Below are 24,438 nucleotides of genomic sequence, written 5' to 3'. Positions count from 1 at the left end.
GCCAGGGTGCATACGGCTGCCGGCATAAAAAAACTCTAATTAGCGTGAATTCGAGGCAGGTATGTTTCTAAATTATTTCGCGTTGGGCGTGCTGATTTTCGTATTTCTGGTTCTGTTTTATGGAATCATCGCCATCCACGATATCCCCTATAACATGGCTAAGAAGCGCAACCATCCCCATGCCGATGCCATCCATACTGCAGGATGGGTGAGCTTGTTCACTCTTCATGTTATTTGGCCGTTCCTGTGGATCTGGGCCACGCTCTACCAGCCTGAAAAGGGATGGGGAATGCAGTCACACATCACACCGACCGGAAAGGAGTCAGACCCTGAGATTGCCGCGCTGGCAGCGCGAATCACCCAGTTGGAAAAAAGACTGGATGGGGAGAAAAAAACCGATAACTCCACCTTTCCGGAGATTTAATCATGGATTTGTTGATAGTCCTGACCTATGTGGCCTTTGCCTGGGCCATCTTTAAAATATTCCGTATTCCGGTAAACCAATGGACGCTTGCTACCGCTGCATTAGGTGGGGTGTTCATTGTTGCGGGATTGATTTTATTAATGAACTATAACCACCCGTATACCTTTACGGCGCAAAAAGCGGTTATTTCAATTCCGGTCACTCCGCAAGTCACAGGAATTGTTAGTGAGGTAACGGATAAAAATAATCAGCTAATTAAAAAAGGTGATGTGCTGTTTAAGCTCGATCCGGTACGGTATCAGGCGCGTGTCGACAGGCTGCAGGCTGATCTGGTTACCGCTACGCACAACATCGACAACCTGAAAGCACAGTTGTCGGAAGCGGTCGCCAATACCACCCGCGTGTCTGCGGAACGTGACCGCCTGTATAAAGATTATCAACGCTATTTGAAAGGCAGTCAGGCGAAGGTTAACCCGTTCTCTGAAAGCGATATCGATAACGCCCGGCAAAACTATCTGGCTCAGGATGCGCTGGTGAAAGGCTCAGTAGCGGAACAGACGCAGATTCAGAGCCAGTTAGACAGTATGGTCAACGGTGAGCAATCCCAGGTCGCCTCCCTGCGCGCCCAGCTTGCCGAAGCCAACTATAATCTTGAGCAGACCGTTGTGCGTGCGCCCAGCAACGGTTACGTGACGCAGGTGCTCATTCGCCCGGGGACTTACGCCGCCGCGTTGCCTCTGCGACCAGTTATGGTATTTATTCCTGAACAAAAACGGCTAATCGTGGCGCAATTTCGCCAGAACTCACTGCTGCGTCTTGAGCCGGGCGATGAAGCCGAAGTGGTATTCAACGCGCTGCCAGGCCAGGTGTTCAGCGGCAAACTAACCAGTATCCTTCCCGTTGTGCCGGGAGGTTCTTATCAGGCGCAGGGGGCATTACAGTCCTTAACGGTGGTGCCGGGGACCGATGGCGTATTGGCAACCATTGAACTGGATCCGAATGCCGATGTGGAGGCGCTGCCGGACGGTATCTATGCCCAGGTGGCGGTCTATTCCGACCATTTCGCCCACGTGTCGGTGATGCGTAAAGTGCTGCTGCGCATGACCAGCTGGATGCATTACCTTTATTTGGATCATTGAGACTGCCATCACCTGCCATTTTCAGTGACCTGAGCCATACTAAGCGGTGTCCCACTATCGTTGGGCACCGCTTTTTTGTTGGCAAAAAGGACCCGGCATGAAACTCATTGGCAGCTATACCAGCCCTTTTGTGCGTAAAATTTCTATTCTGTTACTGGAAAAGGGCATCACCTTCGAATTTGTGAATGAACTCCCCTATAACGCGGATAGCGGCGTGGCGCGCTATAACCCGTTAGGTAAAGTACCCGCGTTGGTCACCGATGCGGGCGAGTATTGGTTTGATTCTCCTATCATCGCGGAATATATAGAGCTACTGGATATTGCACCAGCCATGCTGCCGCGTGATCCGCTGGCCGCGCTGAAGGTACGCCAGTTGGAAGCGTTGGCAGACGGCATTATGGATGCCGGTTTAGTTTCGGTGCGCGAACAGGCTCGCCCTGCCGCGCAGCAGTCAGAAACTGAATTGTTACGTCAGCGTGAGAAGATCACCCGTAGTCTGGATGTGCTGGAAGGCTATCTGGCGGATGGTACGCTGAAAACGGATACGGTTAACCTGGCAACCATTGCGATTGCCTGCGCCGTCGGTTATCTCAATTTCCGTCGGGTTGCGCCCGGCTGGTGTGTTGATCGCCCCCGTCTGGTCAAACTGGTGGAAACGCTCTTTCAACGCGAGAGTTTTGCCCGTACAGAACCGCCAAAGGCTTGATGCGTATTATGTCCGCCTGAGCAAAGTCACGGTACAATCCTTCCTATATCGATATCCCTCTCCACGGTGGAGAGGGCCACCAACAGCCAGGCCCTTTCATGACAACCGACATGCGTTCACTCTACAGCCAGCTTCCTGCTATCGATCGTTTATTGCGCGATAGCGCCTTCCCAGCCCTACGTGAATCTCACGGCCATACCCGGGTGGTTGACCTGCTGCGTCACATGCTCGATGAAGCCAGAGAAGCTATTCGCGACACGCACGCGCTCCCGGCATGGTGTGAGGACTGGGCGCAAGAAGCCAGCGCCCGGCTGGAACGAGAATCGCAAAGTGCGCTACGCCCGGTGATTAACCTGACCGGAACGGTGCTGCATACCAACCTTGGGCGCGCGTCGCAGGCCGAAGAAGCAATTGAAGCGGTGGTACAGGCGATGCGCACGCCGGTGACGCTGGAATACAGTCTGGATGATGCCGGGCGGGGACATCGGGATCGGGCGTTGGCGGATTTACTCTGCCGTCTGACGGGGGCGGAAGACGCCTGTATCGTCAATAACAATGCGGCAGCTGTTCTGCTGATGCTGGCCGCCACGGCGAACGGCAAAGAGGTGGTTGTGTCTCGCGGCGAGCTGGTGGAAATAGGCGGCGCGTTTCGTATTCCGGACGTCATGTGTCAGGCCGGATGCATTCTACGCGAGGTGGGGACCACCAACCGGACCCATGCGAAAGATTACCGCCAGGCGGTGAATGAAAACACCGGTCTGCTGATGAAAGTGCATACCAGTAATTACAGCATTGAAGGCTTCACAAAGTCGGTGGATGAGGCGGAGCTGGCCGTAATTGGCCAGGAGCTGGATGTACCGGTGGTGGCGGATCTGGGCAGTGGTTCGCTGGTCGATCTCAGTCTGTATGGTTTGCCGCAGGAGCCGATGCCGCAGCAACTGATTGCTGCTGGCGTCAGTCTGGTGAGTTTCTCCGGCGATAAACTGCTGGGCGGGCCGCAGGCTGGGATAATTGTCGGTAAAAAAGAGATGATCGCTCGTTTGCAGAGCCATCCGCTGAAACGCGCATTACGGGCAGATAAAATGACACTGGCTGCGCTGGAAGCGACGCTACGGCTCTATCTGCACCCGGAAGCTCTGGCGGAGAAGTTGCCGACGTTGCGCCAGCTCACCCGCTCACAAGAAGCGATCCACGCGCAGGCACAGCAATTACAGGCACAGCTTGCAGAGCATTATGGTGATGAGTTCGCCCTGAATGTGATGCCCTGCCTGTCGCAGATTGGCAGCGGCTCACTACCTGTTGATAGGCTGCCCAGCGCGGCGCTAACCTTTACCCCACATGACGGGCGCGGGAGCCGCCTCGAAGCGTTGGCAGCCCGTTGGCGTACGCTGCCCGTGCCGGTTATTGGGCGAATTTATGATGGCCGCTTATGGCTGGATCTGCGCTGCCTTGAAGACGAGACCCGGTTTATGGAGATGATGCTGAAATGATTATTGCAACCGCCGGACACGTTGACCACGGAAAAACAACGTTATTACAGGCGATTACCGGTGTGAATGCCGACCGTCTGCCGGAAGAAAAAAAGCGCGGCATGACCATCGATCTCGGCTATGCCTACTGGCCGCAGCCGGATGGGCGGGTGCTGGGGTTTATCGACGTTCCTGGACACGAAAAGTTTCTGTCCAACATGCTGGCGGGGGTCGGCGGCATCGATCACGCGTTGCTGGTGGTGGCGTGTGATGATGGCGTAATGGCGCAAACCCGTGAGCATTTGCAAATTCTGCAGCTGACGGGCAATCCGCAGATCACCGTGGCACTCACGAAAGCCGACCGCGTAGACGAAGCAAGAATTGAAGAGGTACGTGCGGAGATTCAGGCCACGCTGGGGAATTATGGTTTCGCGGAGTCGGTGCTTTTCGTCACTGCGGCCAATGAAGGCCGTGGCATAGAGGAACTGCGTGACCATTTGTTGCAATTAACGTCGCGCGAGCATGCCCGCGATCACAGCTTCCGCCTGGCGATTGACCGCGCCTTTACGGTCAAAGGCGCAGGGCTGGTGGTGACCGGGACGGCGCTCAGCGGTGAAGTGAATGTCGGTGACACGCTGTGGCTCACGGGCGTCAACAAACCGATGCGCGTACGTAGCCTGCATGCACAAAATCAGGCCACCGACCGCGCGCAAGCGGGACAACGTATTGCGCTGAATATTGCCGGTGATGCGCAAAAAGAAGAACTAAACCGCGGTGATTGGCTGCTTTCTGATGCGCCGCCAGAGGCTTTTACCCGCGTGATTGTTTCTTTAGAACATGCCGCGCCGCTGATGCAGTGGCAACCGTTGCATATTCACCACGCGGCTAGCCATGTTACCGGGCGTATCTCTCTGCTTGAAGGGACACTAGCTGAACTGGTGTTTGATACACCACTCTGGCTTGCCGATAACGACCGTCTGGTGCTGCGTGATATTTCTGCCCGTACAACGCTGGCAGGTGCACGTGTTGTGACGCTTAATCCGCCGCGACGCGGAAAGCGTAAGCCGGAATATTTGCAGTGGTTGTCGGCGCTGGAAAATGTGCAGAACGACGGCGACGCCCTGGCGCTGCATTTGACGCGTGGGGCGGTGAATATTCCTGATTTCGCATGGGCGCGTCAGCTCAACGGCAACGGGATGCGCCCGTTGATTGAGCAACATGGTTTTATTCAGGCGGGATACAGTCTGTTGAATGCCCCCGTTGCCGCGCGTTGGCAGCGAAAAGTTCTCGATACGCTGGCGACCTACCATGAGCAGCACCGTGATGAACCAGGACCCGGGCGCGAGCGCCTGCGCCGTATGGCTTTGCCGATGGAAGACGAAGCGCTGGTATTGCTGCTAATTGAAAAGATGCGCGAGAGTGGCGCTATTCATAGCCATCATGGCTGGTTGCATTTGCCGGAACATAAGGCGGGTTTCAGCGATGAGCAGTTGGCAATCTGGCAAAAAGTAGAACCACTTTTTGGCGATGAGCCGTGGTGGGTGCGCGATTTGGCAAAACAGACGGGAACGGATGAGCAGATGATGCGTGTGGCGTTACGACAAGCGGCACAGCAAGGTATCATTACCGCGATCGTGAAAGATCGTTATTACCGTAACGATCGGATTGTGGCCTTTGCCAATATGATCCGCGAACTGGATCAGGAAAGGGGATCGACATGTGCCGCCGATTTTCGCGACAGGCTTAACGTTGGGCGCAAATTGGCTATCCAAATTCTGGAATATTTTGACCGCATTGGTTTTACTCGCCGTCGGGGAAATGATCATTTATTACGCGATGCCTTGCTGTTCCCTGAAAAATAATGAAACAATTAATTCATGGATTAAATGAATTAATACAAAATAGATGTTGATTGAAATAAGCACATTAGATTATGAACCTAATGTGCTTTTTAATTGTAAGTGTTATTAAAATAACAACCACGATCATATTTTGTTGGAAATTTCACTCGTATGCTTCCTGACTCTTTAGAGTAATTAAGGATCGTACAATGGCTGCTTCAACATTTTTTATTCCTTCCGTGAATGTAATCGGCGCTGACGCATTAAAAGACGCAATGAATACAATGGCGGAATATGGTTTTCGCCGTACGCTGATTGTTACGGATGCCATGCTGACGAAATTAGGTATGGCTGGCGATATTCAAAAAGCGCTACAGGAACATGATATTTCCAGCGTAATTTACGATGGTACGCATCCTAACCCCACGACCAGTAACGTTGCTGCTGGCCTGAAAATGCTGAAAGAAAATGACTGTGATAGCGTTATTTCTCTCGGCGGCGGCTCTCCTCACGATTGTGCGAAGGGCATTGCGCTGGTGGCGGCTAATGGTGGCGATATTCGTGACTACGAAGGTGTAGACCGCTCTGCAAAACCGCAGCTGCCGATGATCGCCATCAACACCACGGCGGGTACGGCATCTGAAATGACCCGCTTCTGCATCATCACTGATGAAGTACGCCACATTAAAATGGCGATTGTGGATAAGCATGTTACACCGCTGCTGTCCGTCAATGACTCCTCGCTGATGGTCGGTATGCCGAAGTCTCTGACGGCGGCCACCGGTATGGATGCGCTGACTCACGCTATCGAAGCCTATGTTTCTATTGCTGCGACCCCCATTACCGATGCGTGTGCGCTGAAAGCGGTCACCATGATTGCGGAAAACCTGCCAGTCGCCGTGGAAGATGGCAGCAATGTTCAGGCGCGTGAAGCCATGGCTTATGCGCAGTTCCTTGCAGGTATGGCATTTAACAACGCCTCTTTGGGTTACGTGCACGCCATGGCGCACCAGTTGGGTGGCTTCTACGATCTGCCACACGGTGTATGTAACGCAGTGCTGCTGCCGCATGTGCAGGTTTTCAACAGCAAAGTTGCTGCCGCTCGTCTGCGTGATTGCGCGGCTGCGATGGGCGTTAACGTTGCTGGACTGAGTGCAGAGCAAGGGGCGGAAGCCTGTATCGCGGCGATCCGCGAACTGGCGCAGAAAGTGAATATTCCGGCTGGGCTGCGTGAGCTGAACGTGAAAGAAGAAGATTTTGCCGTTCTGGCGACTAATGCCCTGAAAGATGCCTGTGGTTTCACTAACCCGATTCAGGCGACACATGAAGAAATTATGGCGATTTATCGTGCTGCCATGTAATTCGTGATACCTGTCGTAAAGCAGTAAAAGGCTGGCGAATAATTCGCCAGTCCCGTCTACCCTTGTAGTACCCCTACAGCAAGGAGACGGTCATGACCAATAACCCCCCTTCAACGCGTATTTATCCCGGCGAGTATGGTTACCCTCTGAAGTTAAAAGCCCGATACGATAACTTTATCGGCGGTGACTGGGTCGCACCGGTGGACGGTGAGTATTACCAAAACCTGACGCCGGTAACCGGGCAATTACTGTGCGAAGTGGCCTCTTCCGGCAAAAAGGACATCGATTTGGCACTGGATGCCGCGCACAAAGCAAAAGATAAATGGGCGCAGACTTCCGTGCAGGACAGGGCGGCGATTTTGTTCAAAATTGCCGATCGTATGGAGCAAAATCTGGAGCTGCTGGCGACGGCTGAAACCTGGGATAACGGTAAACCCATCCGTGAAACCAGCGCGGCAGATGTGCCGCTGGCGATTGACCATTTCCGCTATTTCGCGTCCTGTATTCGTGCACAGGAAGGGGGAATAAGCGAAGTTGATAGCGATACCGTGGCGTATCACTTCCATGAACCTCTTGGCGTGGTGGGGCAAATTATCCCGTGGAACTTCCCGCTGTTGATGGCCAGCTGGAAGATGGCGCCTGCCCTGGCTGCCGGTAACTGTGTCGTGCTTAAACCTGCGCGCCTGACGCCGCTGTCCGTGTTGTTGCTGATGGAAGTTGTCGGCGATCTGCTCCCGCCTGGCGTGGTGAACGTGGTAAACGGCGCGGGTGGGGAAATCGGTGAGTATCTGGCGACGTCAAAACGCATTGCAAAAGTGGCGTTTACCGGCTCAACGGAAGTTGGGCAGCAGATCATGCAGTACGCCACGCAGAACATTATCCCTGTTACGCTGGAGCTGGGCGGGAAATCCCCCAATATCTTCTTCGCGGACGTGATGGATGAAGAAGATGCGTTCTTTGACAAAGCGCTGGAAGGTTTTGCATTGTTTGCCTTCAACCAGGGCGAAGTATGTACCTGCCCGAGTCGTGCGCTGGTACAAGAATCCATTTACGAACGTTTTATGGAAAGAGCTATTCGTCGGGTGGAAAGTATCCGTAGCGGCAACCCGTTAGACAGCGTGACGCAAATGGGCGCGCAGGTGTCGCATGGTCAACTGGAAACCATTCTGAATTACATCGACATTGGTAAAAAAGAAGGGGCAGATGTTCTCACCGGCGGGCGGCGCAAACAGCTGGATGGCGAGTTAAAAGAGGGGTACTACCTCGAACCGACCATTCTGTTTGGTAAGAACAACATGCGGGTTTTCCAGGAGGAGATCTTCGGGCCGGTGCTGGCTGTCACGACGTTTAAAACCATGGAAGAGGCGCTGGAAATCGCTAATGACACCCAATATGGGCTTGGCGCTGGCGTCTGGAGTCGTAACGGAAATCTGGCGTACAAAATGGGACGTGGGATTCAGGCGGGGCGAGTTTGGACCAACTGTTACCATGCTTACCCGGCACATGCGGCGTTCGGCGGCTACAAGCAGTCGGGTATCGGGCGCGAGACGCATAAGATGATGCTTGAGCATTATCAGCAAACCAAATGCCTGTTAGTGAGCTACTCTGATAAACCACTGGGGCTGTTTTAATTTCACGTCACCTACTGCCCGGTCGCGTTTAGCGTACCGGGCATCAAGTTATGTCCTCAGGTAAGTGGCTGGGGTGAACGAACGCAGCCAACAAAGAAGCAGCTCAAAAGACGACGGGTATATATAAACCCATATATCGTTATATAAATAAGATAATTGCATCCAATCTGGTCATTCCAATACTATTATCAACTCTATTGTTTAAATCAAATTGCATCCGAATTTCTTAATTTAAATCCCTGAGGCAAATATGTTCCTTAATTATTTTGCATTAGGAGTGCTTATTTTTGTATTCCTGGTCATTTTTTACGGGATTATTATTCTGCATGATATTCCCTATCTAATTGCAAAGAAACGTAACCATCCTCATGCCGACGCAATACATGTTGCGGGTTGGGTTAGTTTGTTTACCTTACATGTTATTTGGCCCTTTTTATGGATCTGGGCAACGCTTTATCGCCCGGAACGCGGGTGGGGCATGCAGAGCGCGGATTCTTCCCTGATCCAGCTTCAGGCAAGGGTTGCGGATCTGGAAAAGAAACTGGGTGAGGCCAAGACCTCTCCGGCGGAGTAATATCGATGGATTTACTGATTGTTCTGACCTATGTGGCGTGTGCATGGTCAATATTTAAAATTTTTAAAATTCCTGTAAATAAATGGACAGTTCCTACCGCGGCATTAGGCGGTATATTCATTGTTTGCGGACTTATATTACTGATGAATTATAACCATCCGTATACATTTAAGGCACAAAAAGCGGTAATTTCTATTCCCGTGGTGCCGCAGGTAACGGGTGTAGTGACAGAAGTGACGGATAAGAAGAATACGCTAATCAAAAAAGGCGAGGTTCTGTTTAAGCTTAATCCAGGGCGTTATCAGGCGCGGGTCGATCGCCTGAAGGCTGATATTGTCACCGCACAGCATAAAGAGCAGGCTCTGGTTGCGCAGTTAGACGAAATGAAAGCCAACACGCAGCGGGCAAAGGCCACGCGTGACAAACTGGCAAAAGATTACCAGCGCTATGCGCAGGGGAGTCAGGCGAAGGTGAATCCTTTTTCTGAACGCGATATCGACGCGGCGCGCCAAAACTACCTGGCGCAGGAAGCTTCGGTGAAATCCTCCGTTGCAGAACAACAGCAAATTCAGAGCCAGTTGGACAGCCTGGTACTGGGTGAGAATTCGCAAATTGCCAGCCTGAAAGCACAGCTAGCGGAAGCAGAGTTCAACCTGGACCAGACCGTGGTTCGCGCGCCCAGCGATGGTTACGTCACTCAGGTGCTGATGCGCCCAGGAACCTATGCCGCCGCGCTGCCGATGCGCCCGGTCATGGTATTCATCCCGGATCAGAAACGACAAATTATCGCCCAGTTCCGTCAAAACTCGTTGTTGCGACTGGAACCAGGCGATGAAGCGGAAGTGGTGTTTAATGCCCTGCCGGGTAAGGTGTTTAGCGGTAAACTGGCCGCCATTAGTCCGGCAGTACCGGGTGGTACATACCAGTCGAACGGGGCACTGCAATCTTTAAACTCTACGCCCGGTTCGGAAGGGGTAATCGCCACGATTGAGCTGAACGACAATGCGGATGTGAACGCATTACCTGATGGGATTTACGCCCAGGTTGCCGTTTACTCTGACCATTTCGAACATGTGTCGGTCATGCGCAAGGTGTTGCTGCGGATGACCAGTTGGGTGCATTACCTGTATCTCGACCACTAAGCGCAGGCTATTTCGCTTACTCAGGCTGTCGTATCGCCTGAGCAAGCTGCTGACGTATCTCCGCGAGCATTGCATCGAGAATATACTGCACTCGCCAGGGCTGGTATTCACGCTTGCGGAAAATCGCCACTAAATCCAACCACCATTCATGTTGCTCCGAAAAACACGGGACCAGCATCTCGGAACGACAATCTCTTTGCACACTTTCATTTGGCGCAAAAACAATCCCCAAATGATTACGTGCCAGCGCCAGTGCGGATTGTGTATTGTCGCAGATGTAATTTCCCGTCACACGATAGTCACGCATCTTTTTGTCTTCAGCAGAATTGAATCGCCAAATGTTGGCATCATCAATCATCATAGAATCAATTAGAATGCAGGAATGGTTGACTAATTCATCAGGACTACTAATAGGATTCTTGGTGAGATATTCCCGACTGGCAAAAGCAATAACCGCATATTTAGTGATGAAACTGGCGACCAGTGATTCATCTTTAGGATGAGCATAGGAAAGTAAAATATCACAATCGTCAGGAAAGTCGACGCCTTCATAAAATGCTTTGCGATCCAGGTTATAGGTTTTTAGCACCAGACTGATATCGCCAATATCCATTATTTTTGCAATAACATGTTGCGATAAGTAAGCAATAATTCCGGTTGGTGCATATACCGTTACTTTGCCACGTTTCTCGTGCTTATAATCAGCAATGAAATTATTTAACTGCTCATTTCTGTCTAACATGTCATTGATGTAAGGAAGTAACGCAATACCAAACGGCGTGAGGGTCAGTTGTCGGGTGGTGCGGTCAAATACCTTTAGCCCCACTTTTGATTCAAAATCAGCAAGATACTTACTTACGTTGGCCTGAGCAATGCCGAGAACAGTAGCGGCATGGCTGATATTTTCACTGGCAGCAATTACCGAAATAATCTTCAGTTCCCGGTGTTTAAGTTGTAATTTATTCATCGCCAAGCCCAATATATATAATTTTATATATATTACTATATAAATAAGAACCTTGCACCGATGAAATTGTAAGCATTATTATGCACCCGCTTTGTAGCTTATTTTAAAATGGAATGTTGGCATGTTAATTAAACGCAATATTGTGGCGCTGCTCGCCTTTTCTTTTATGGCGAGTGCAACTGCCGCAGAATTTTCTATTGGCGCTGGCGCTGTATATAATGAATCACCTTATCGCGGGTATAATGATAATGTTCACGCAGTACCGCTTGTCAGTTATGAAAGTGAATCATTTTATTTTAGGCAAACAACGCTAGGTTATATTTTGTCTAAGAGTGAAAGTAATGAATTTAGTATTACTGCCTCTTATATGCCGCTGGAGTTTGATCCCGGCGACAATGACGATCACGCGATGAAAACGCTGGATAAGCGTGACGCAACTGCAATGGCGGGTGCCGCGTGGTATCACCATGAAAGATGGGGTAGCGTGAAAGTCTCCGCCGCTGCGGATGTGCTGGACAACAGTAATGGCTGGGTAGGGGAAGTTTCACTGTTCCGTCCAATGCCAATGGGCAAGCTGACGCTGACGCCATCAATTGGCGTGCTCTACTATGACGAAAAATTCAATGAATACTACTACGGCATTTCGGGTAATGAGTCCCGTCGTAGTGGTTTATCAAGCTATTCCCCAGGCGATAGCTGGACACCGTATGTTGGCCTGTCCGCTAAATACGCATTAACCACTAACCTGACGCTGCTGGCAAGCGCCAACTATAGCGCACTGCCGGATGACATTAAAAATAGTCCGATGGTTGATCGTGATGACAGCTTCACCTTTATGTCCGGTCTGACCTGGCGTTTCTGATTCTCACCCGTTTGTCCTCAGGGAGGAGGGCAATCTTTTCATGAGACATTGACGGATGGGGGCTAACCGCCGCCATCCGCCTTATTATTACTGCTCGTTTATCCAGATACGCATTTCGCCTTCACCACGGTTCGCCCAGCTAAACCACGGAATAAACGTCAATGTATGCGCCTGGCGCGAAGCTGGGGAAACATCGTAGTGCCACAACGATTGTTGTGCTGCATCGGCATTACTTTGCTTCACGCCTTCAGCCTGAATTAACATTTTATGGCTGAACAATCCCTTACCCTCGAATACTCTGAACTCACTCTCTTTTGGCAACCACAGGTTATGCAATTCCTCACCGTTGTCGGCCTGCTCCAGGCAATACACCAGCGGTCCACGCTGAATGGCGACCTTACCGGCGACATGACGCACTAATGGATTTCCGTATACCCGACGCACCGGCATTGGCAGGGTCAGACTGAGCGTATCGCCTTCCTGCCAGGTTCGGCTGATGTGTAAATAGCCTTTACGAATATCCTGCTCAACTGGCTGACCATTCAGTAAAACCTGCGGTGCGGTGCACCAGTCTGGCAGGCGCAGGGCCAGGGTGTGATATATCGACTGCGGTGATTCGATGGCGATTTTCACCTGTTCATGCCATGGATAATCCCCGCTAATGCGCAGCTTGAGCGAGCCATCAGCCACCGGGACTTCCATGCTATTGCCCACGTACATATTGATATATAGCGCGTCCTGACGTGGTGTGTAGATGTAATGACCAATAGAGGTGAGTACGCGGGCGATATTCGGCGGGCAACAGGCGCAGCCAAACCAGCGCTGACGAACGGGTTTCACGTGATCATAAATATGATTGAATTTTAATGAGTTAGGATGTACTTCCAACGGGTTCACATAGAAGAAGTGCTTGCCATCGAGCGCCATCCCGCCCAATACAGTGTTATACAGGGCGCGCTCCATCACGTCGGCATACTGGCTGTCTGCCTCCATCTCCAGCATTCTGCGGGCGAACATCATTAGACCGATTGAGGCGCAGCTTTCCGCATACACGGAGTCGTTAGGCAGATCGTAATCGCTGCTAAACGCCTCGCCGCTGCTTTGTGAACCGATCCCGCCGGTAATGTACAACTGACGCTGGGCCATGTTTTTCCACAGACGCAGGCAATCCTGACGTTTGCCTTCGTCCTGACTCAAGCGTGCCAGATGCGCCACGCCGGTCATCAGATAAACAAAACGTACTGCATGACCGATCGCCGTTTGCTGTTCTGAAATGGGCTGATGAGCCTGGCTATAGGGTTTATCCTTCACCATCCATGCCGGGCCGTAAGTATGCCAGTAAGAGGTTTGGCCGCGCTTTTCGTACTCTTCGTCATAGAAATGGGGTTGCGCGCCGCGCTGTTCCACAAAGTAATTTACCAGCGCCATATAGCGTGGTTGCTGGGTCACTTCGTATAAGCGCATTAACGCCAGCTCAATTTCCGGATGTCCCGGATAGCCGCGCAGTTGATTCTCTCCGAGCCCGAAAATGTTGTCGATGTGGTCTGCCAGACGGCACACGACATCTAAAAGACGACGTTTTCCCGTCGCCTGAAAGAACGCGACGCCTGCTTCGATCAAATGACCTGCACAGTACAACTCATGACACTCGGCGAGGTTAGTCCAGCGTTCATCCGGGGCTTTCACTGTAAAGTATGTATTGAGATAGCCGTCTTCACACTGCGCAGCGGCCACCAACTCGATGACCTCATCTGCGGTTTTCTCAAGTTCCGCATCAGGTTTCTGGCACAGGGACCAGGCGACTGCCTCCAGCCATTTCGCTACGTCGCTATCCTGAAAAACCATGCCGTAAAATTCGCCATCCTGCAGTCCTGCGGCGATACGAAAGTTCTCTATCGCATGACTTGGTTCCGCCTCTGCAATGCGGTCATTCAGTGCATCCCACTGGTAGGGGATCACTACGTCACGCACCAACTGCTGATATTGTCCGAGGAACGGATCGCTGACGGTGAGCTTATGCAGGTCGACTTCCAGTACGTTCATTTCGTGCTCCTTAAGGCTGTACATGACGCTGACGCAGATCGGTGGCAATGCGCGACATCATCGGATTATTGAGTTTGCAGATGCGGATAGACAGCGCCAACAGCAGGTGGAACAGTGCGGGAAGTAGCGTCTCCATCGCGGTAATTCCTTGCAGCGAACTGGCGGTTTGGTTACCAGCGCCTGGCTGATAGGCGACAAAAATAAATAACAGGCTGATGATCCCCGCACTTGAGGCCCAGGCCAGCTTGATGAAAAACAGGTTGAAGGCGAAATTCATGCCGGAAGAACGCACGCCGGTTTTCCACTCGCCGTAATCGTCGGCAAAGGCCATCAGCGAGAAGTGCAGAGGCAGCGTAAAGCCCAGAATAATGCCGTTGCCGAGAATAACCGCCAGCCATAATGTTTGATAAGCCGGACCGGTCGGCATGAACCACATCATCACTGCCAGGGCTGCCAGCACCAGGTTGGTGTAGTAATAGAGTTTGACGGTATCTATACGGCGGGTCAGCGGGCTGACAACCACTGAACCGATGATGGACGCAAAGGTCACCATGGTGAAAAACAGCGACGTGTAAGCTGTACTGCCTTCCAGCACGTAGGTAATGAAATACATGTACCCGCCGCCACGAATATTGAAGACGTTAATCAGCAGGAAGGACATCACCAGCATCAGCAGCAACTGGTCATTTTTGCGTAGCCCACCAATGTGTTCACGCAGGGTAAATTTCCCCATCATCGCCAGCGGCACACGCTCGCGAACCCAGAAGAAGCAGCACAGGAACATCACCACAGCGATGGCGCACAGGATGCCCACGCCGAATTGATAACCCTGCGCGGCATTGCCCTGACCCAGAATATCCACCATCCACGGCAGACCAACGGAGACAAGGAATCCCGCCACGCCGCACAGCACAAAGCGCCAGGACTGACAGGCGATCACCTCGTTATGGCGGGTCGTCATGGTGTTGATCAGCGCACAATACGGTACGTTGATGGCGGTATAGCCGACAGAGAGTAGTAGATAGGTGCCGAATGCCCAGGCGATTTTTACGCTCATGCTGGCGTCAGGGACGGTAAACGTGAGTACGCCAATGATGCCAATGGGAATTGCCACCCACAGCTGCCAGGGGCGAAAGCGTCCCCAGCGGCTTTGTGTCCGATCGGCGAGAACGCCCATGATGGGGTCGGAAATCGCATCAAACACGCGCAGGGCAATAAACAATGTGCCGACCAGCGCGGGCGTTAACCCGAAGACATCGGTGTAGAAAAATGTCAGGAAGTTCATGATCAGACAGGTAATTACCGTCCCGCCTGCATCGCCTAACCCATAACCTATTTTTTCACGCAGGGATAATTTGTCGTCCTGGGCACGCTGTGCCAAATCAGATGTCGTAATCGGAGCCGAAGTCATAAATAACTCCCGGAGAGGATGTTCAGAAAGTATCCCGCTACGTTGCGGGTTATTTGTTTGTAATTTGCAAAGTACGTTATTTATTCTGCACGAAATTTTTGGGTCAACAAGGGAAGAGAAAAGTATAAAAAGATGACAATTCCGACTTCATTATAAAAATGTGATTTCGATCCAGCGAAAAGCAAGTTTATCGTGAATAATCAATAATAAAGAGCAGTTTAAATAATGTAAAAAGCGGGAATTTGAATATATATGCTCGAATTATCCATGTCTCTTCCGATTAAAGTGCAAAATGGTGGGCTATTTATTTCCCGAGGTGTGGGAAGCCATCCGGCGCGGCAATTGCAATCCTGGGAAATCATCTTTGTCGAAAAAGGGACATTAACGATTCGCGAAGGCCAGACCGTTTTTTGCGTGAATGCTGGAGAAAGTTTGCTGCTATGGCCGCAGCGTTTGCATATTGGCGTCGGGCAATTTCCGGCTGATTTGAAATTTTACTGGCTACACTTTGAGGTGACAGCAGAAAACGATGCTTCACTTACAGAACCGTTGCTTGCGATTCCTCAGCATGCGCGGGTTAACGAGCCACAATATATTATTTCGCTGTTTCGCCAGTTCTTACGCGAGCAGGAAAATATTCATCGCAGCGTTGCGCTGGAACTGATCCTACTGCTGATTTTGCAGCAAATCTCCGCGGCGGCTAGCGAGCAACCCGCAGATAGCCCCGGTAATGCGCTGGCATGGAAAGCGCAACAAATAATCCACACCCAGTTCCACCTGCCGATTAGTGCTTCAACTCTGGCGAAAGAGCTGCATTGCAATGCGGATTATCTGGGGCGTGTATTTCGTAGCGCTTTCCGGCTGACGCTAACTGAAGCATTGCATCGCCAGCGGGTAAGGGCAGCGGAAAAGTTGTTGATCAGTGACTCGCTGTCACTTACCGAAGTGGCGATTAAATGTGGATTTAATGATGTGGGTTACTTTCGCAAAATCTTTCGTAAGCATACCAGCCTGACGCCTGCGGCGTGGAAACGGCGCTACTGCAAAGAGCATATTAATTCGGCGTAAATGAGGATCGCCGGGTGGCGCTATGCTTACCCGGCCTACAAAATGACAGACCAGTGCAAGCACAGCGCCGCCGGACGTTAATTTTGCCCGTAATACGCATTCACACCGTGTTTACGCAGATAGTGTTTATCCAGTAACTCAGGCTGCATATCCGGTAACTGTGGGGCCAGCTGGCGCGAGAAAAGCCCCATGTAGGCGCATTCTTCGAGTACCACTGCGTTATGTACGGCATCTGCGGCATCTTTACCCCAGGCAAACGGACCGTGTGAATGCACTAACACTGCCGGAACCTGCAGCGGATTGAGATCGCGTTGTTCAAAGGTCTGAATGATCACTTCACCGGTTTGATATTCATATTCACCATTGATTTCCTCAACGGTCATCAGCCGGGTACACGGAATAGAACCATAGAAATAATCGGCATGCGTGGTGCCCCATGCCGGGAGATCAAGACCCGCCTGCGACCAGATCGTCGCGTGGCGTGAGTGAGTATGGACGATCCCACCGATCTCATTGTAGCGGCGGTACAGCGCTAGATGGGTTGGTGTGTCTGAGGAGGGTTTTTTACTGCCTTCAACCACGTTGCCGCTGGCAATATCCACCACTACCATATCGTCGGCGGTCATCACGTCATATTCCACGCCGGACGGCTTAATCACCATCAGCTTACGCGTTTCATCCACAGCGCTGACGTTACCCCAGGTAAAGGTGACTAAACCATGAGCCGGAAGCGCCAGATTGGCCGCCAGCACCTCGGCCTTCAGTTGTTCTAACATGGAAATCCTCCTTCCTGCATACGTGCTTCTATCCAGCGTCGTGCCTGGATTATTTCCAGTACCGGCTCTTTTGCTTTTTCAGTCCACATTTCAATCAGAAACGACCCGCGATAGTTCAGCTCATGCAGCGTTTTGAAGATACCAACAAAGTCCACGCACCCTTCGCCAAAGGGCACATCGCGAAACTGGCCCGGATGGGTTTCGGTTACTGGCAGTGTGTCTTTCAGATGGATAGCGGCGATACGGTCGATGCCCAGCGTCAGTTCGGCAGTGACGTCATTACCCCATGCGCTGAGGTTGCCCACATCCGGGTAGACGGTGAACCACGGCGATGACAGCATTTCATCCCACTTTTTCCACTTGCTAATTGAGTTCATAAAAGCGGTATCCATGATTTCTACCGCCAGCATGACCTGCGCGGCGGCGGCTTGCTCGACTGCCCATGCCAGCCCTTCGGCAAAACGCTGCTGCGTACCTGCGTCATGTTCCTCGTAATAGACGTCGTAACCTGCCAGTTGAATAGTGCGAATACCGAGATCGCGCGCCAGACGAATGGCTTTGGTCATGATGTCGCGTGCCCGAACACGGACTGATTCATCGCGACTGCCAAAGGGAAACCGACGGTGGGCGGACAGGCACATTGAGGGGATTGCCACGCCGGTTTCTAACATTGCGCTCACCAGCGATGCACGCTGAGCAGGACTCCACTCAAGACGCGACAGCCGTTCATCGGTTTCATCCACTGACATCTCGACGAAATCAAAACCACAGCTTTTCGCCAGCACCAGACGCTCCGGCCAGGAGAGGTCTTTCGCCAGCGCTTTTTCATAGATACCTAACGGATGATTACGCATACTGTGCTCCCCAGATAGCATCGATTTGCGTATGGAATTCAGCGGCAACCTGCGTTGGGTTTTGCGCCCCAGCCAGCGCGCGTCCGGCGATAAAGGCTTTGACGTTGATATCGCGAAACAGTGGCAGGTCGGCGGGCGTAATCCCGCCGGTAATCGACAACTCCAGACCGATATCGGAAAGCGCTTTCATGCGCGCCAGATCAGCTTCTCCCCATTGTTGTCCGCTGGCCTGAGCATCGCGGCCACGATGGTAAATTGCCTGGCGAACCCCAACGCGATACCAGTCACGGGCATCATCCAGCGTCCAGTTGCCGAACAGTTCCATCTGAATTTCGCCGCCACAGGACTGCGCGACGCCATGGCCTTTCTCTACCGTCGCCAGTGGGGCAGCGCAGATGATAGTCATCCAATTAGCGCCAGCGCCAAACGCTTGCTGTGCGAGGGTTTCGCCCGCATCGGCTACCTTCCAGTCGGCAACGATGATTTTATTTGGACACTGGGTACGCAGCGCTTTCACGGCAGCCAGGCCTTCGGTTAAGCAGAGAATCGTCCCTGCCTCAACGATATCAACGCTTTCTTGTAGCAGTGCGACATCGTGTTGGGCCGCCTGCAGGTTGGTGTGGTCGAGCGCCAGTTGCAGTAATGGTCGACTCATCATTCGTGCTCCTTAATGCGGGCGTGATAGCCCTGTAGTGCGGTAATTAAATTCTGGTATTGGCGGTATTTACGCTGGTAGCTCGCATGCGCCGTAGCGTCTGGCAGCAGTATGCGAACCGGGTGCTGTAAGCTGCGCTGCGCGTCACTGAAATTGTGATAAACACCGGTGCCTACGCGGGCGGCGAGCGCAGCGCCAAAGCAGCCGGTCTCTTCAATCTGTGGCAATTCGATACGTAAACCGCTGACGTCCGCCAGCATTTGCATCCAGATGTCGGAGTGGGCCGGACCTCCGGTGACGCGCAGGGTATGTGCCTGCGTAAAACGTTCGCGCATGCGGTTCAGGTGGGTCATATGGCTGAAAACCACGCCTTCGTAGATGGCCTGTAATAAGTGGGCACGAGTGTGTATAGCCTGCATGCCATAAAAGCCGCTGGTCATCTCCAGTCCGGCGTTGCTGCCGTACAAAAAGGGCAGAAACAAAAGCTCGCTACCGGCTTTCGGTAAGCTGGCAACGGCCTGATTAATCTCATCAAAAGAGAGTTCGCCCCACTGGGCGGTAAACCATTCCAGATTGCCTGAAGAAGTCGGGCTGGCTTCATGAACGATGTACTGCCCGTCATTTACATAGCGACCATAGACATAGGGATGGGGCTCGTGGTCGCGCAGGCCGTGAGCGATCCCGCTGGTGACGGCCCAGGTACCCATCACCGCGTTGAGGGTGCGTTCATCTTCGATACCGGCGCAGAGTGCGGTGGAAACCACATCAAACAGTCCGCCGACGACGGGGGTACCCGCCGCCAGACCGGTTATGGCGGCTGTCTGAGCGGTGATTTCCCCGCATATTTCTGCTGAACCAACGATGGGGGGCAGGGCATTGTCGATTTCACTGATGCCCAGCCACTGAGTCAGCCTCGGGTCGTACTGACCCGTGGTCATGTTGTAGAGGTTCGACTCGGAGATATTGCTCTCTTCACAGCCTTTGGCGCCGGTTAAGCACCAGCGCAGGTAGTCATGACCCATCATGACGCTACCAATTTGCGCGTAGCGCTGGGGGGCGTTCTCTTTCACCCAGCGCAGGAGCGATGCCGGATGCCCGGTCCACAATGTCTGGCGGGTGATCGGGTAGAGCTGCTCAGGTATCCCATCCTGCTGCCAGCGCTGAACGATTTCCATCGCGCGTCGGTCAGAAGAGAGAATGGCATTGCCTAGCGGCTTATCTTGTTTATCGAGAAGGAACAGACCTTTGCCCTGAGCGGATATACCGACGCCTTTGATTTGCTCACCGCACACGCCTGTGCGCTTTAACAGCCCGGCGATGGTCGCGACGCACTGTTGCCACAGTTGGTGCATATCGCGTTCGGCGTAACCTGGAAATGGCGATATTGTCTGCAGCGATTGCCGGTTAATTCCCTGCTCATGACCTTTGGCATCATACAAACCCGCTTTCAGATATGTACCGCCACAATCAATACCCAGCCAGAAGGTCGCTTTCTCACTCATCTTTGTTATCTCATTTTTGCCGGATGGCGCTGCGCTTATCCGGCCTACGACGGTTGCTACCTGTAGGCCCGGTAAGCGAAGCGCCACCGGGCATTGTTTTAAGCTGTACGTTTATGTGGATTCAGCGTCTTTAGCGGCGCGGCACCTGCATCGCATTTAGCTGGCAGCAACAGGGCCATCAGCGCGGCCAGAGCCAGTGAAATTGCCAGGCAATAAACGCCCGCATCTTTGCTGTACAGGGTGATGAGAACGCCGACCGCGTAAGGGCCGCAGAAACCACCGAGGTTGCCGAGAGCGTTGATGACCCCACGTGCGCCACCGGCCATTTCCGCACTGAACAAACGTGCTGGAATAGTCCAGAACACGCCCGCCGCCGATTGCAGGAAGAATCCGCAGCCGACCAGCGCGGCATAAGCCAGCCAGACGTTATTTTTCAGCGCCACAGAGAGGAACATGCACAAGGCGAAGCCAATCAGCGGTAGGCAGACGAACAACTTGCGTTTACCGGTGCGGTCAGAGAGTGAAGAGAACAGGAACATCCCGGCAATTGCGCCGACGTATGGCAGAATGGCGAGCATGCCGACCTGTCCCATGCTGCTGTGAGTCAACTCTTTGAGGATGGTCGGCAGCCACAGGGTGTAACCGTAAATCCCGGTCTGATAGAAGAAGTTCAGCGCGATTAGCTGCCACATGGTTTTATCGGAAAGTACCGCACTCAGAGAGGCATTTTTGACCTCTGTTCCGGCAATGGCTTTTTGCTCGGCGGCCAGGGTTTCTACCAGGTAATTTTTCTCCGCCTCAGAGATCCAGCGTGCTTCCTGCGGACGGTCGTAAACGGTATAGGCCCACAGCACCAGGACGACGACAGACAGTAAGCCTTCAATGATAAACAGCCAACGCCAGTCGAGTACGGTGATGATCCAGCCCGAGAGCGGGGCGGTAATGATCCCGGCAATCGGCACAAACATAATCACAATCGCATTGGCGCGACCGCGCTCGGCGTCGGGGAACCAGTTGCTGATCATCGTCAGCACGACCGGCAGCATGCCGCCTTCAGCAACACCGAGTAAGAAACGCAAAACCAGCAGTTGATACTGATTCGTGATTAATCCCGTCAGAACGGAAATAACCGCCCAGGCAACCAGCGACCAGCCGATAAATTTCTTGCCGCTGCCGTGTACGGCAATTTTTCCGCCGGGAACCTGTAAAAACAGATAACCGATAAAGAAAATACCACCGGCCAGACCGGCCATGGTGGCGGAAATACCTAATTCTTCATCCATTCCGCCGGGCATCGCGAATGCGATATTGACGCGGTCCATATAAGAAATAATACAGGCGATAAGAATAGGTGGAATAATCCGTAGCCAGCGCTGACGGGGTATGTCTTGAAGTGTAGGGCGAGAGGTCATGTTCATATTAATATTCTCGTAGAGTAGTATTTTATTTTTATAGTTTTGCTTTATTTAATGCGGCGATACCGTCGCGCAATATCGCTACACGATGGTTCACATCTGCACTGGCATTTATTTCCAGCAATTTAATGCCAGAAAATTGCAATGGGTCTGCTCCTGCGCAGGCGAATAATTCGTGGGCATGCTCTGTGGTCATTAGACCTTCTGGACAGAAAGGGGCAAACGGTGCGTGTAAGTCCTGCCACTCGCCGTATTCCCCCGCAAGCGTGGTACCGGAAAACATCAGTGCGCCCAGTTTTCCAGCCCGTTTGGTCTGCTGCGTGTGGGTCAGCGGTAGGGTGAGGCTCCGCCCTTCAATGGCCGAGCGCGCCCAGTTAATGCACACGCTGATGTCATATCCGGCTATCGCGTCCAGCACGTTGTCTAACGGTAAAAATCCTTTGCGTGGCGCGGGGCCTGTCATGGCATCGCAATGTTCCAACACCAGATCGCAGGACCAGTCCCAGCGGGTAATTTCTTTCAGCGAACGAGCAAACGCGTCGGTGGCCTGAGCGACGTTCGGGTTGTCCGCCAGCGGAGCAGCATGCAACTCCAGTGCAATCACTTTTCCGCCGTTGGCCGCATTGATATGGTTGATTTTCTGCTGCAGATGACGGTAATACGCCACGCAGGCTTTACGCTGTTCTTCATCGCTGGAGGCCAGCCCGAAACCACCATTAATACCGCGACGGCGCATGGTTTCCATAATGGCCGTGACCACGATTTGCCAGTCGCCCGGCGTATGGCGTAATAACCATTCGTCGCCTAACGGGTGCAGATGTTCAAGACAGGGCTGCTCCAGTCCGCGAATATCCGGGGTATCGGAGAGTTGTCGCCAGAATTCCTTCTCTTCCTCTTCACTCTTTTGGTGAAATGAGGGTGCACAGGGGTACGCACCGATAATATAACCGGTAGTGTTAGCTTTCATTTTTTGTGCTCCTTTTATAAAACTGAAATAGCAACCTTCACGACTATTTTGCGGATCGGTGTGGCGACAGTTTTATGACATGCTGGACGATGAACATCCTGCGGGAAAAATATGGCGTAACTTCCCGGAATCATTTCAATAAAAGATTCATGTTCGCTGGCGTGATAAAAAATAATATCGCGCTGTTCTAATAGCGATTCGCTGATTTGATTATTCCCGGTATCAATGGCGATCCCGATTTTCTCTTCACCCCAGGCCAGAAACTGAATATCCAGATAGCGGCGATGCACCTCAGGACGATTTTCGGCAACGTCACGCGTGGTTAAATCAATAATTTGCGCGAAGATATTTTTACCGTCGATCTCCACCACGCCCGGCTCCAGTTTGCGAAAATCTGTGATGCGCAGAAAGTCGAGCGCCCTTTCAATCGCAGCAGGCAAATGGCATGGGTTAGGTTGAGCAATATGTCCGAAGATCATGGTGTTGCTCCTTACAGGGCCTGAATTTTTGCCCAGACGCTGTCGTCAACGGTGATACCGTTCCGGCGATTTTCTTCCAGTAGCTTCGTAAACTCGTGGCCCGGCAGACGGACAGGCGTGTTTTCATCTGCGCGTTCGGCGGTGGTGATGAAATCCATAATCCGCTGTAGCTTGGCATCACGGGTGGCGCCATCGATCAGCTTATCCACTTCAATGGCGATAAATATCTGTGAAACGCCATATTCATCGCTGTTATCCTGGGTGACTTCCGCAACGGAAGAGCCATCAGAAAGCAGGGTGGCAATCATATCCAGCACAATCGACAGACCCGAACCTTTCCAGTAACCCATTGGCAATATGCGGCGGTTTTTTTCGATAACGCCCGGCTCTTTGGTGAGATTGCCTTCATCATCAAAGCCACCGTCTACCGGCAGTTCGCGACCGGCCAGGCGATTCACTTCCAGCATGCCGTAGGAGAACATCGACATAGACATATCAACCATGGTGATTGGCGATGAGGGGATCGCGACGATCAGCGGGTTAGTGCCAATGCGGCACTCTTTCGAACCCCACGGCGGCATGACGGCAATCGAGTTAGTCCAGCAGATACCGATGTAACCTTTCTCCGCCGCCTGCCAGCCATAGCTGCCGCCGCGCATCCAGTGGTTGGCGTTACGCAGTGCGACCAGGCCAATACCGTGATCGGAGGCCAGCTCAATGGCTCTGTCCATCATCTTTTTCGCCGTCAGATTGCCGATCGAACGCTGAGCATCCCATTGTTCAATCGCCCCCAGGCTGGTAATGCGTTGCGGTTTGGCCTCAGGAATGATGTCGCCGTTATCCAATTGCTGAATAAAACGAGGAAAACGATTCACACCGTGCGAATAAACGCCGGACTCGGTAGTGCGCGCAAACATTTCGGCACAGGCATCGGCGGTTTCAACGGCAATACCGCGTGCCAGCAGTACCCGATTGAACGCATCTTTCAACTGCTCAAAAGTGACTTTCATTCCTGTTTCCTTGTTTAAATTTGATCGCTTTTTTATCTCTAAATTTCACTATGCGAAATCTGATTTCAAATATAGCGATCAAATTTTGACAGATCAACGGGGTGGTCTATTTTTTAAAATCATCAAAATCAAATAGTTGTGT

General features: G+C 52.3%; 22 protein-coding genes. 11 read left to right on the top strand and 11 right to left on the bottom strand.

Translation table 11 applies throughout. The features are described from left to right. Nucleotides 1-61: 61 nt before the first annotated feature. The 9 genes from OGX86_RS14235 to OGX86_RS14195 all read left to right on the top strand — a co-directional run bounded on the left by OGX86_RS14235 (nucleotide 62) and on the right by OGX86_RS14195 (nucleotide 10,287). Nucleotides 62-424 (top strand): DUF3302 domain-containing protein, encoded by a 363-nt coding sequence (locus OGX86_RS14235; protein WP_003827338.1) that lies wholly within the window; start codon nucleotides 62-64, stop codon nucleotides 422-424. A gap of 2 nt (nucleotides 425-426) precedes the next feature. Beyond that, the gene (locus tag OGX86_RS14230; RefSeq protein ID WP_286640226.1) at nucleotides 427-1,563 is read left to right on the top strand and encodes an HlyD family secretion protein; all 1,137 of its coding nucleotides are present in this window, start codon (nucleotides 427-429) and stop codon (nucleotides 1,561-1,563) included. 97 nt (nucleotides 1,564-1,660) lie between these two features. Continuing rightward, nucleotides 1,661-2,269 carry a glutathione S-transferase gene (locus OGX86_RS14225; RefSeq protein ID WP_008786453.1) on the top strand — a complete coding sequence of 203 codons (609 nt, stop codon included), beginning with the start codon at nucleotides 1,661-1,663 and terminating at the stop codon, nucleotides 2,267-2,269. Nucleotides 2,270-2,367: 98 nt separating this feature from the next. Beyond that, nucleotides 2,368-3,759, top strand: coding sequence for an L-seryl-tRNA(Sec) selenium transferase (selA, locus tag OGX86_RS14220; RefSeq protein ID WP_136391371.1), 1,392 nt, complete (start codon nucleotides 2,368-2,370; stop codon nucleotides 3,757-3,759). Further along, nucleotides 3,756-5,600 (top strand): selenocysteine-specific translation elongation factor, encoded by a 1,845-nt coding sequence (selB, locus tag OGX86_RS14215; protein WP_048215316.1) that lies wholly within the window; start codon nucleotides 3,756-3,758, stop codon nucleotides 5,598-5,600. The genes selA and selB overlap by 4 nt, the downstream gene beginning before the upstream one ends. Before the next feature lie 188 nt (nucleotides 5,601-5,788). Beyond that, a complete protein-coding gene (gene yiaY / locus OGX86_RS14210) occupies nucleotides 5,789-6,940 on the top strand; it encodes an L-threonine dehydrogenase (protein ID WP_048227310.1) in 1,152 nt (383 codons plus the stop codon). A 92-nt stretch (nucleotides 6,941-7,032) separates the two neighbouring features. Further along, complete coding sequence (gene aldB / locus OGX86_RS14205; protein ID WP_048215318.1) at nucleotides 7,033-8,571, top strand: aldehyde dehydrogenase AldB; 1,539 nt, start codon at nucleotides 7,033-7,035, stop codon at nucleotides 8,569-8,571. A 250-nt stretch (nucleotides 8,572-8,821) separates the two neighbouring features. Further along, on the top strand, nucleotides 8,822-9,145 hold the full coding sequence (locus tag OGX86_RS14200) for a DUF3302 domain-containing protein (protein ID WP_003024200.1): 324 nt from the start codon (nucleotides 8,822-8,824) through the stop codon (nucleotides 9,143-9,145). A gap of 5 nt (nucleotides 9,146-9,150) precedes the next feature. After that, on the top strand, nucleotides 9,151-10,287 hold the full coding sequence (locus OGX86_RS14195) for an HlyD family secretion protein (RefSeq protein WP_003827345.1): 1,137 nt from the start codon (nucleotides 9,151-9,153) through the stop codon (nucleotides 10,285-10,287). A gap of 16 nt (nucleotides 10,288-10,303) precedes the next feature. Here the strand turns inward: OGX86_RS14195 and OGX86_RS14190 are convergent, their stop codons facing one another. After that, entirely contained in the window at nucleotides 10,304-11,254 is a 951-nt protein-coding gene (locus tag OGX86_RS14190) for a LysR family transcriptional regulator (protein ID WP_128316439.1), read from the bottom strand. Nucleotides 11,255-11,375: 121 nt separating this feature from the next. Between OGX86_RS14190 and OGX86_RS14185 the strand changes: the two genes are divergently transcribed. Continuing rightward, nucleotides 11,376-12,116, top strand: coding sequence for a MipA/OmpV family protein (locus OGX86_RS14185; protein WP_048215321.1), 741 nt, complete (start codon nucleotides 11,376-11,378; stop codon nucleotides 12,114-12,116). An 87-nt stretch (nucleotides 12,117-12,203) separates the two neighbouring features. Here OGX86_RS14185 and OGX86_RS14180 read toward each other — a convergent pair whose 3' ends face one another. Together OGX86_RS14180 and OGX86_RS14175 are read right to left on the bottom strand one after the other, a co-directional pair. Then, entirely contained in the window at nucleotides 12,204-14,159 is a 1,956-nt protein-coding gene (locus tag OGX86_RS14180) for a glycoside hydrolase family 127 protein (protein WP_048227308.1), read from the bottom strand. Between the two features lie 10 nt (nucleotides 14,160-14,169). Next, nucleotides 14,170-15,570, bottom strand: a complete 1,401-nt coding sequence (locus OGX86_RS14175) for an MFS transporter (protein WP_286640225.1) — start codon at nucleotides 15,568-15,570, stop codon at nucleotides 14,170-14,172. Between the two features lie 252 nt (nucleotides 15,571-15,822). Here OGX86_RS14175 and OGX86_RS14170 point away from each other — a divergent pair, with 252 nt between their 5' ends. Next, nucleotides 15,823-16,638, top strand: a complete 816-nt coding sequence (locus tag OGX86_RS14170; protein WP_128316442.1) for a helix-turn-helix domain-containing protein — start codon at nucleotides 15,823-15,825, stop codon at nucleotides 16,636-16,638. A 77-nt stretch (nucleotides 16,639-16,715) separates the two neighbouring features. Here OGX86_RS14170 and araD read toward each other — a convergent pair whose 3' ends face one another. From araD to yiaK, 8 genes are all read right to left on the bottom strand, one after another. After that, complete coding sequence (gene araD / locus OGX86_RS14165) at nucleotides 16,716-17,414, bottom strand: L-ribulose-5-phosphate 4-epimerase (protein ID WP_103014689.1); 699 nt, start codon at nucleotides 17,412-17,414, stop codon at nucleotides 16,716-16,718. After that, entirely contained in the window at nucleotides 17,408-18,268 is an 861-nt protein-coding gene (locus OGX86_RS14160; protein ID WP_103014690.1) for an L-ribulose-5-phosphate 3-epimerase, read from the bottom strand. Before OGX86_RS14160 ends, araD begins: the two co-directional genes overlap by 7 nt. After that, entirely contained in the window at nucleotides 18,261-18,923 is a 663-nt protein-coding gene (ulaD, locus tag OGX86_RS14155; RefSeq protein WP_048227376.1) for a 3-keto-L-gulonate-6-phosphate decarboxylase UlaD, read from the bottom strand. The genes OGX86_RS14160 and ulaD overlap by 8 nt, the downstream gene beginning before the upstream one ends. Then, on the bottom strand, nucleotides 18,923-20,425 hold the full coding sequence (locus OGX86_RS14150) for an FGGY-family carbohydrate kinase (protein WP_286640224.1): 1,503 nt from the start codon (nucleotides 20,423-20,425) through the stop codon (nucleotides 18,923-18,925). Before OGX86_RS14150 ends, ulaD begins: the two co-directional genes overlap by 1 nt. Nucleotides 20,426-20,523: 98 nt before the next feature. Continuing rightward, nucleotides 20,524-21,843 carry an MFS transporter gene (locus tag OGX86_RS14145; RefSeq protein WP_003827355.1) on the bottom strand — a complete coding sequence of 440 codons (1,320 nt, stop codon included), beginning with the start codon at nucleotides 21,841-21,843 and terminating at the stop codon, nucleotides 20,524-20,526. 31 nt (nucleotides 21,844-21,874) lie between these two features. After that, on the bottom strand, nucleotides 21,875-22,807 hold the full coding sequence (locus OGX86_RS14140) for a DUF4862 family protein (protein WP_213785851.1): 933 nt from the start codon (nucleotides 22,805-22,807) through the stop codon (nucleotides 21,875-21,877). Nucleotides 22,808-22,821: 14 nt separating this feature from the next. Next, a complete protein-coding gene (locus tag OGX86_RS14135) occupies nucleotides 22,822-23,286 on the bottom strand; it encodes a YhcH/YjgK/YiaL family protein (protein ID WP_048227302.1) in 465 nt (154 codons plus the stop codon). Between the two features lie 11 nt (nucleotides 23,287-23,297). After that, nucleotides 23,298-24,296 (bottom strand): 3-dehydro-L-gulonate 2-dehydrogenase, encoded by a 999-nt coding sequence (yiaK, locus tag OGX86_RS14130; protein ID WP_003827358.1) that lies wholly within the window; start codon nucleotides 24,294-24,296, stop codon nucleotides 23,298-23,300. Nucleotides 24,297-24,438 lie beyond the last annotated feature (142 nt).

Source organism: Citrobacter sp. Cpo040 (assembly GCF_030332915.1).
Classification (GTDB): Bacteria; Pseudomonadota; Gammaproteobacteria; order Enterobacterales; family Enterobacteriaceae; genus Citrobacter; species Citrobacter portucalensis.
This window is presented reverse-complemented; position numbering and strand designations above follow the sequence as displayed.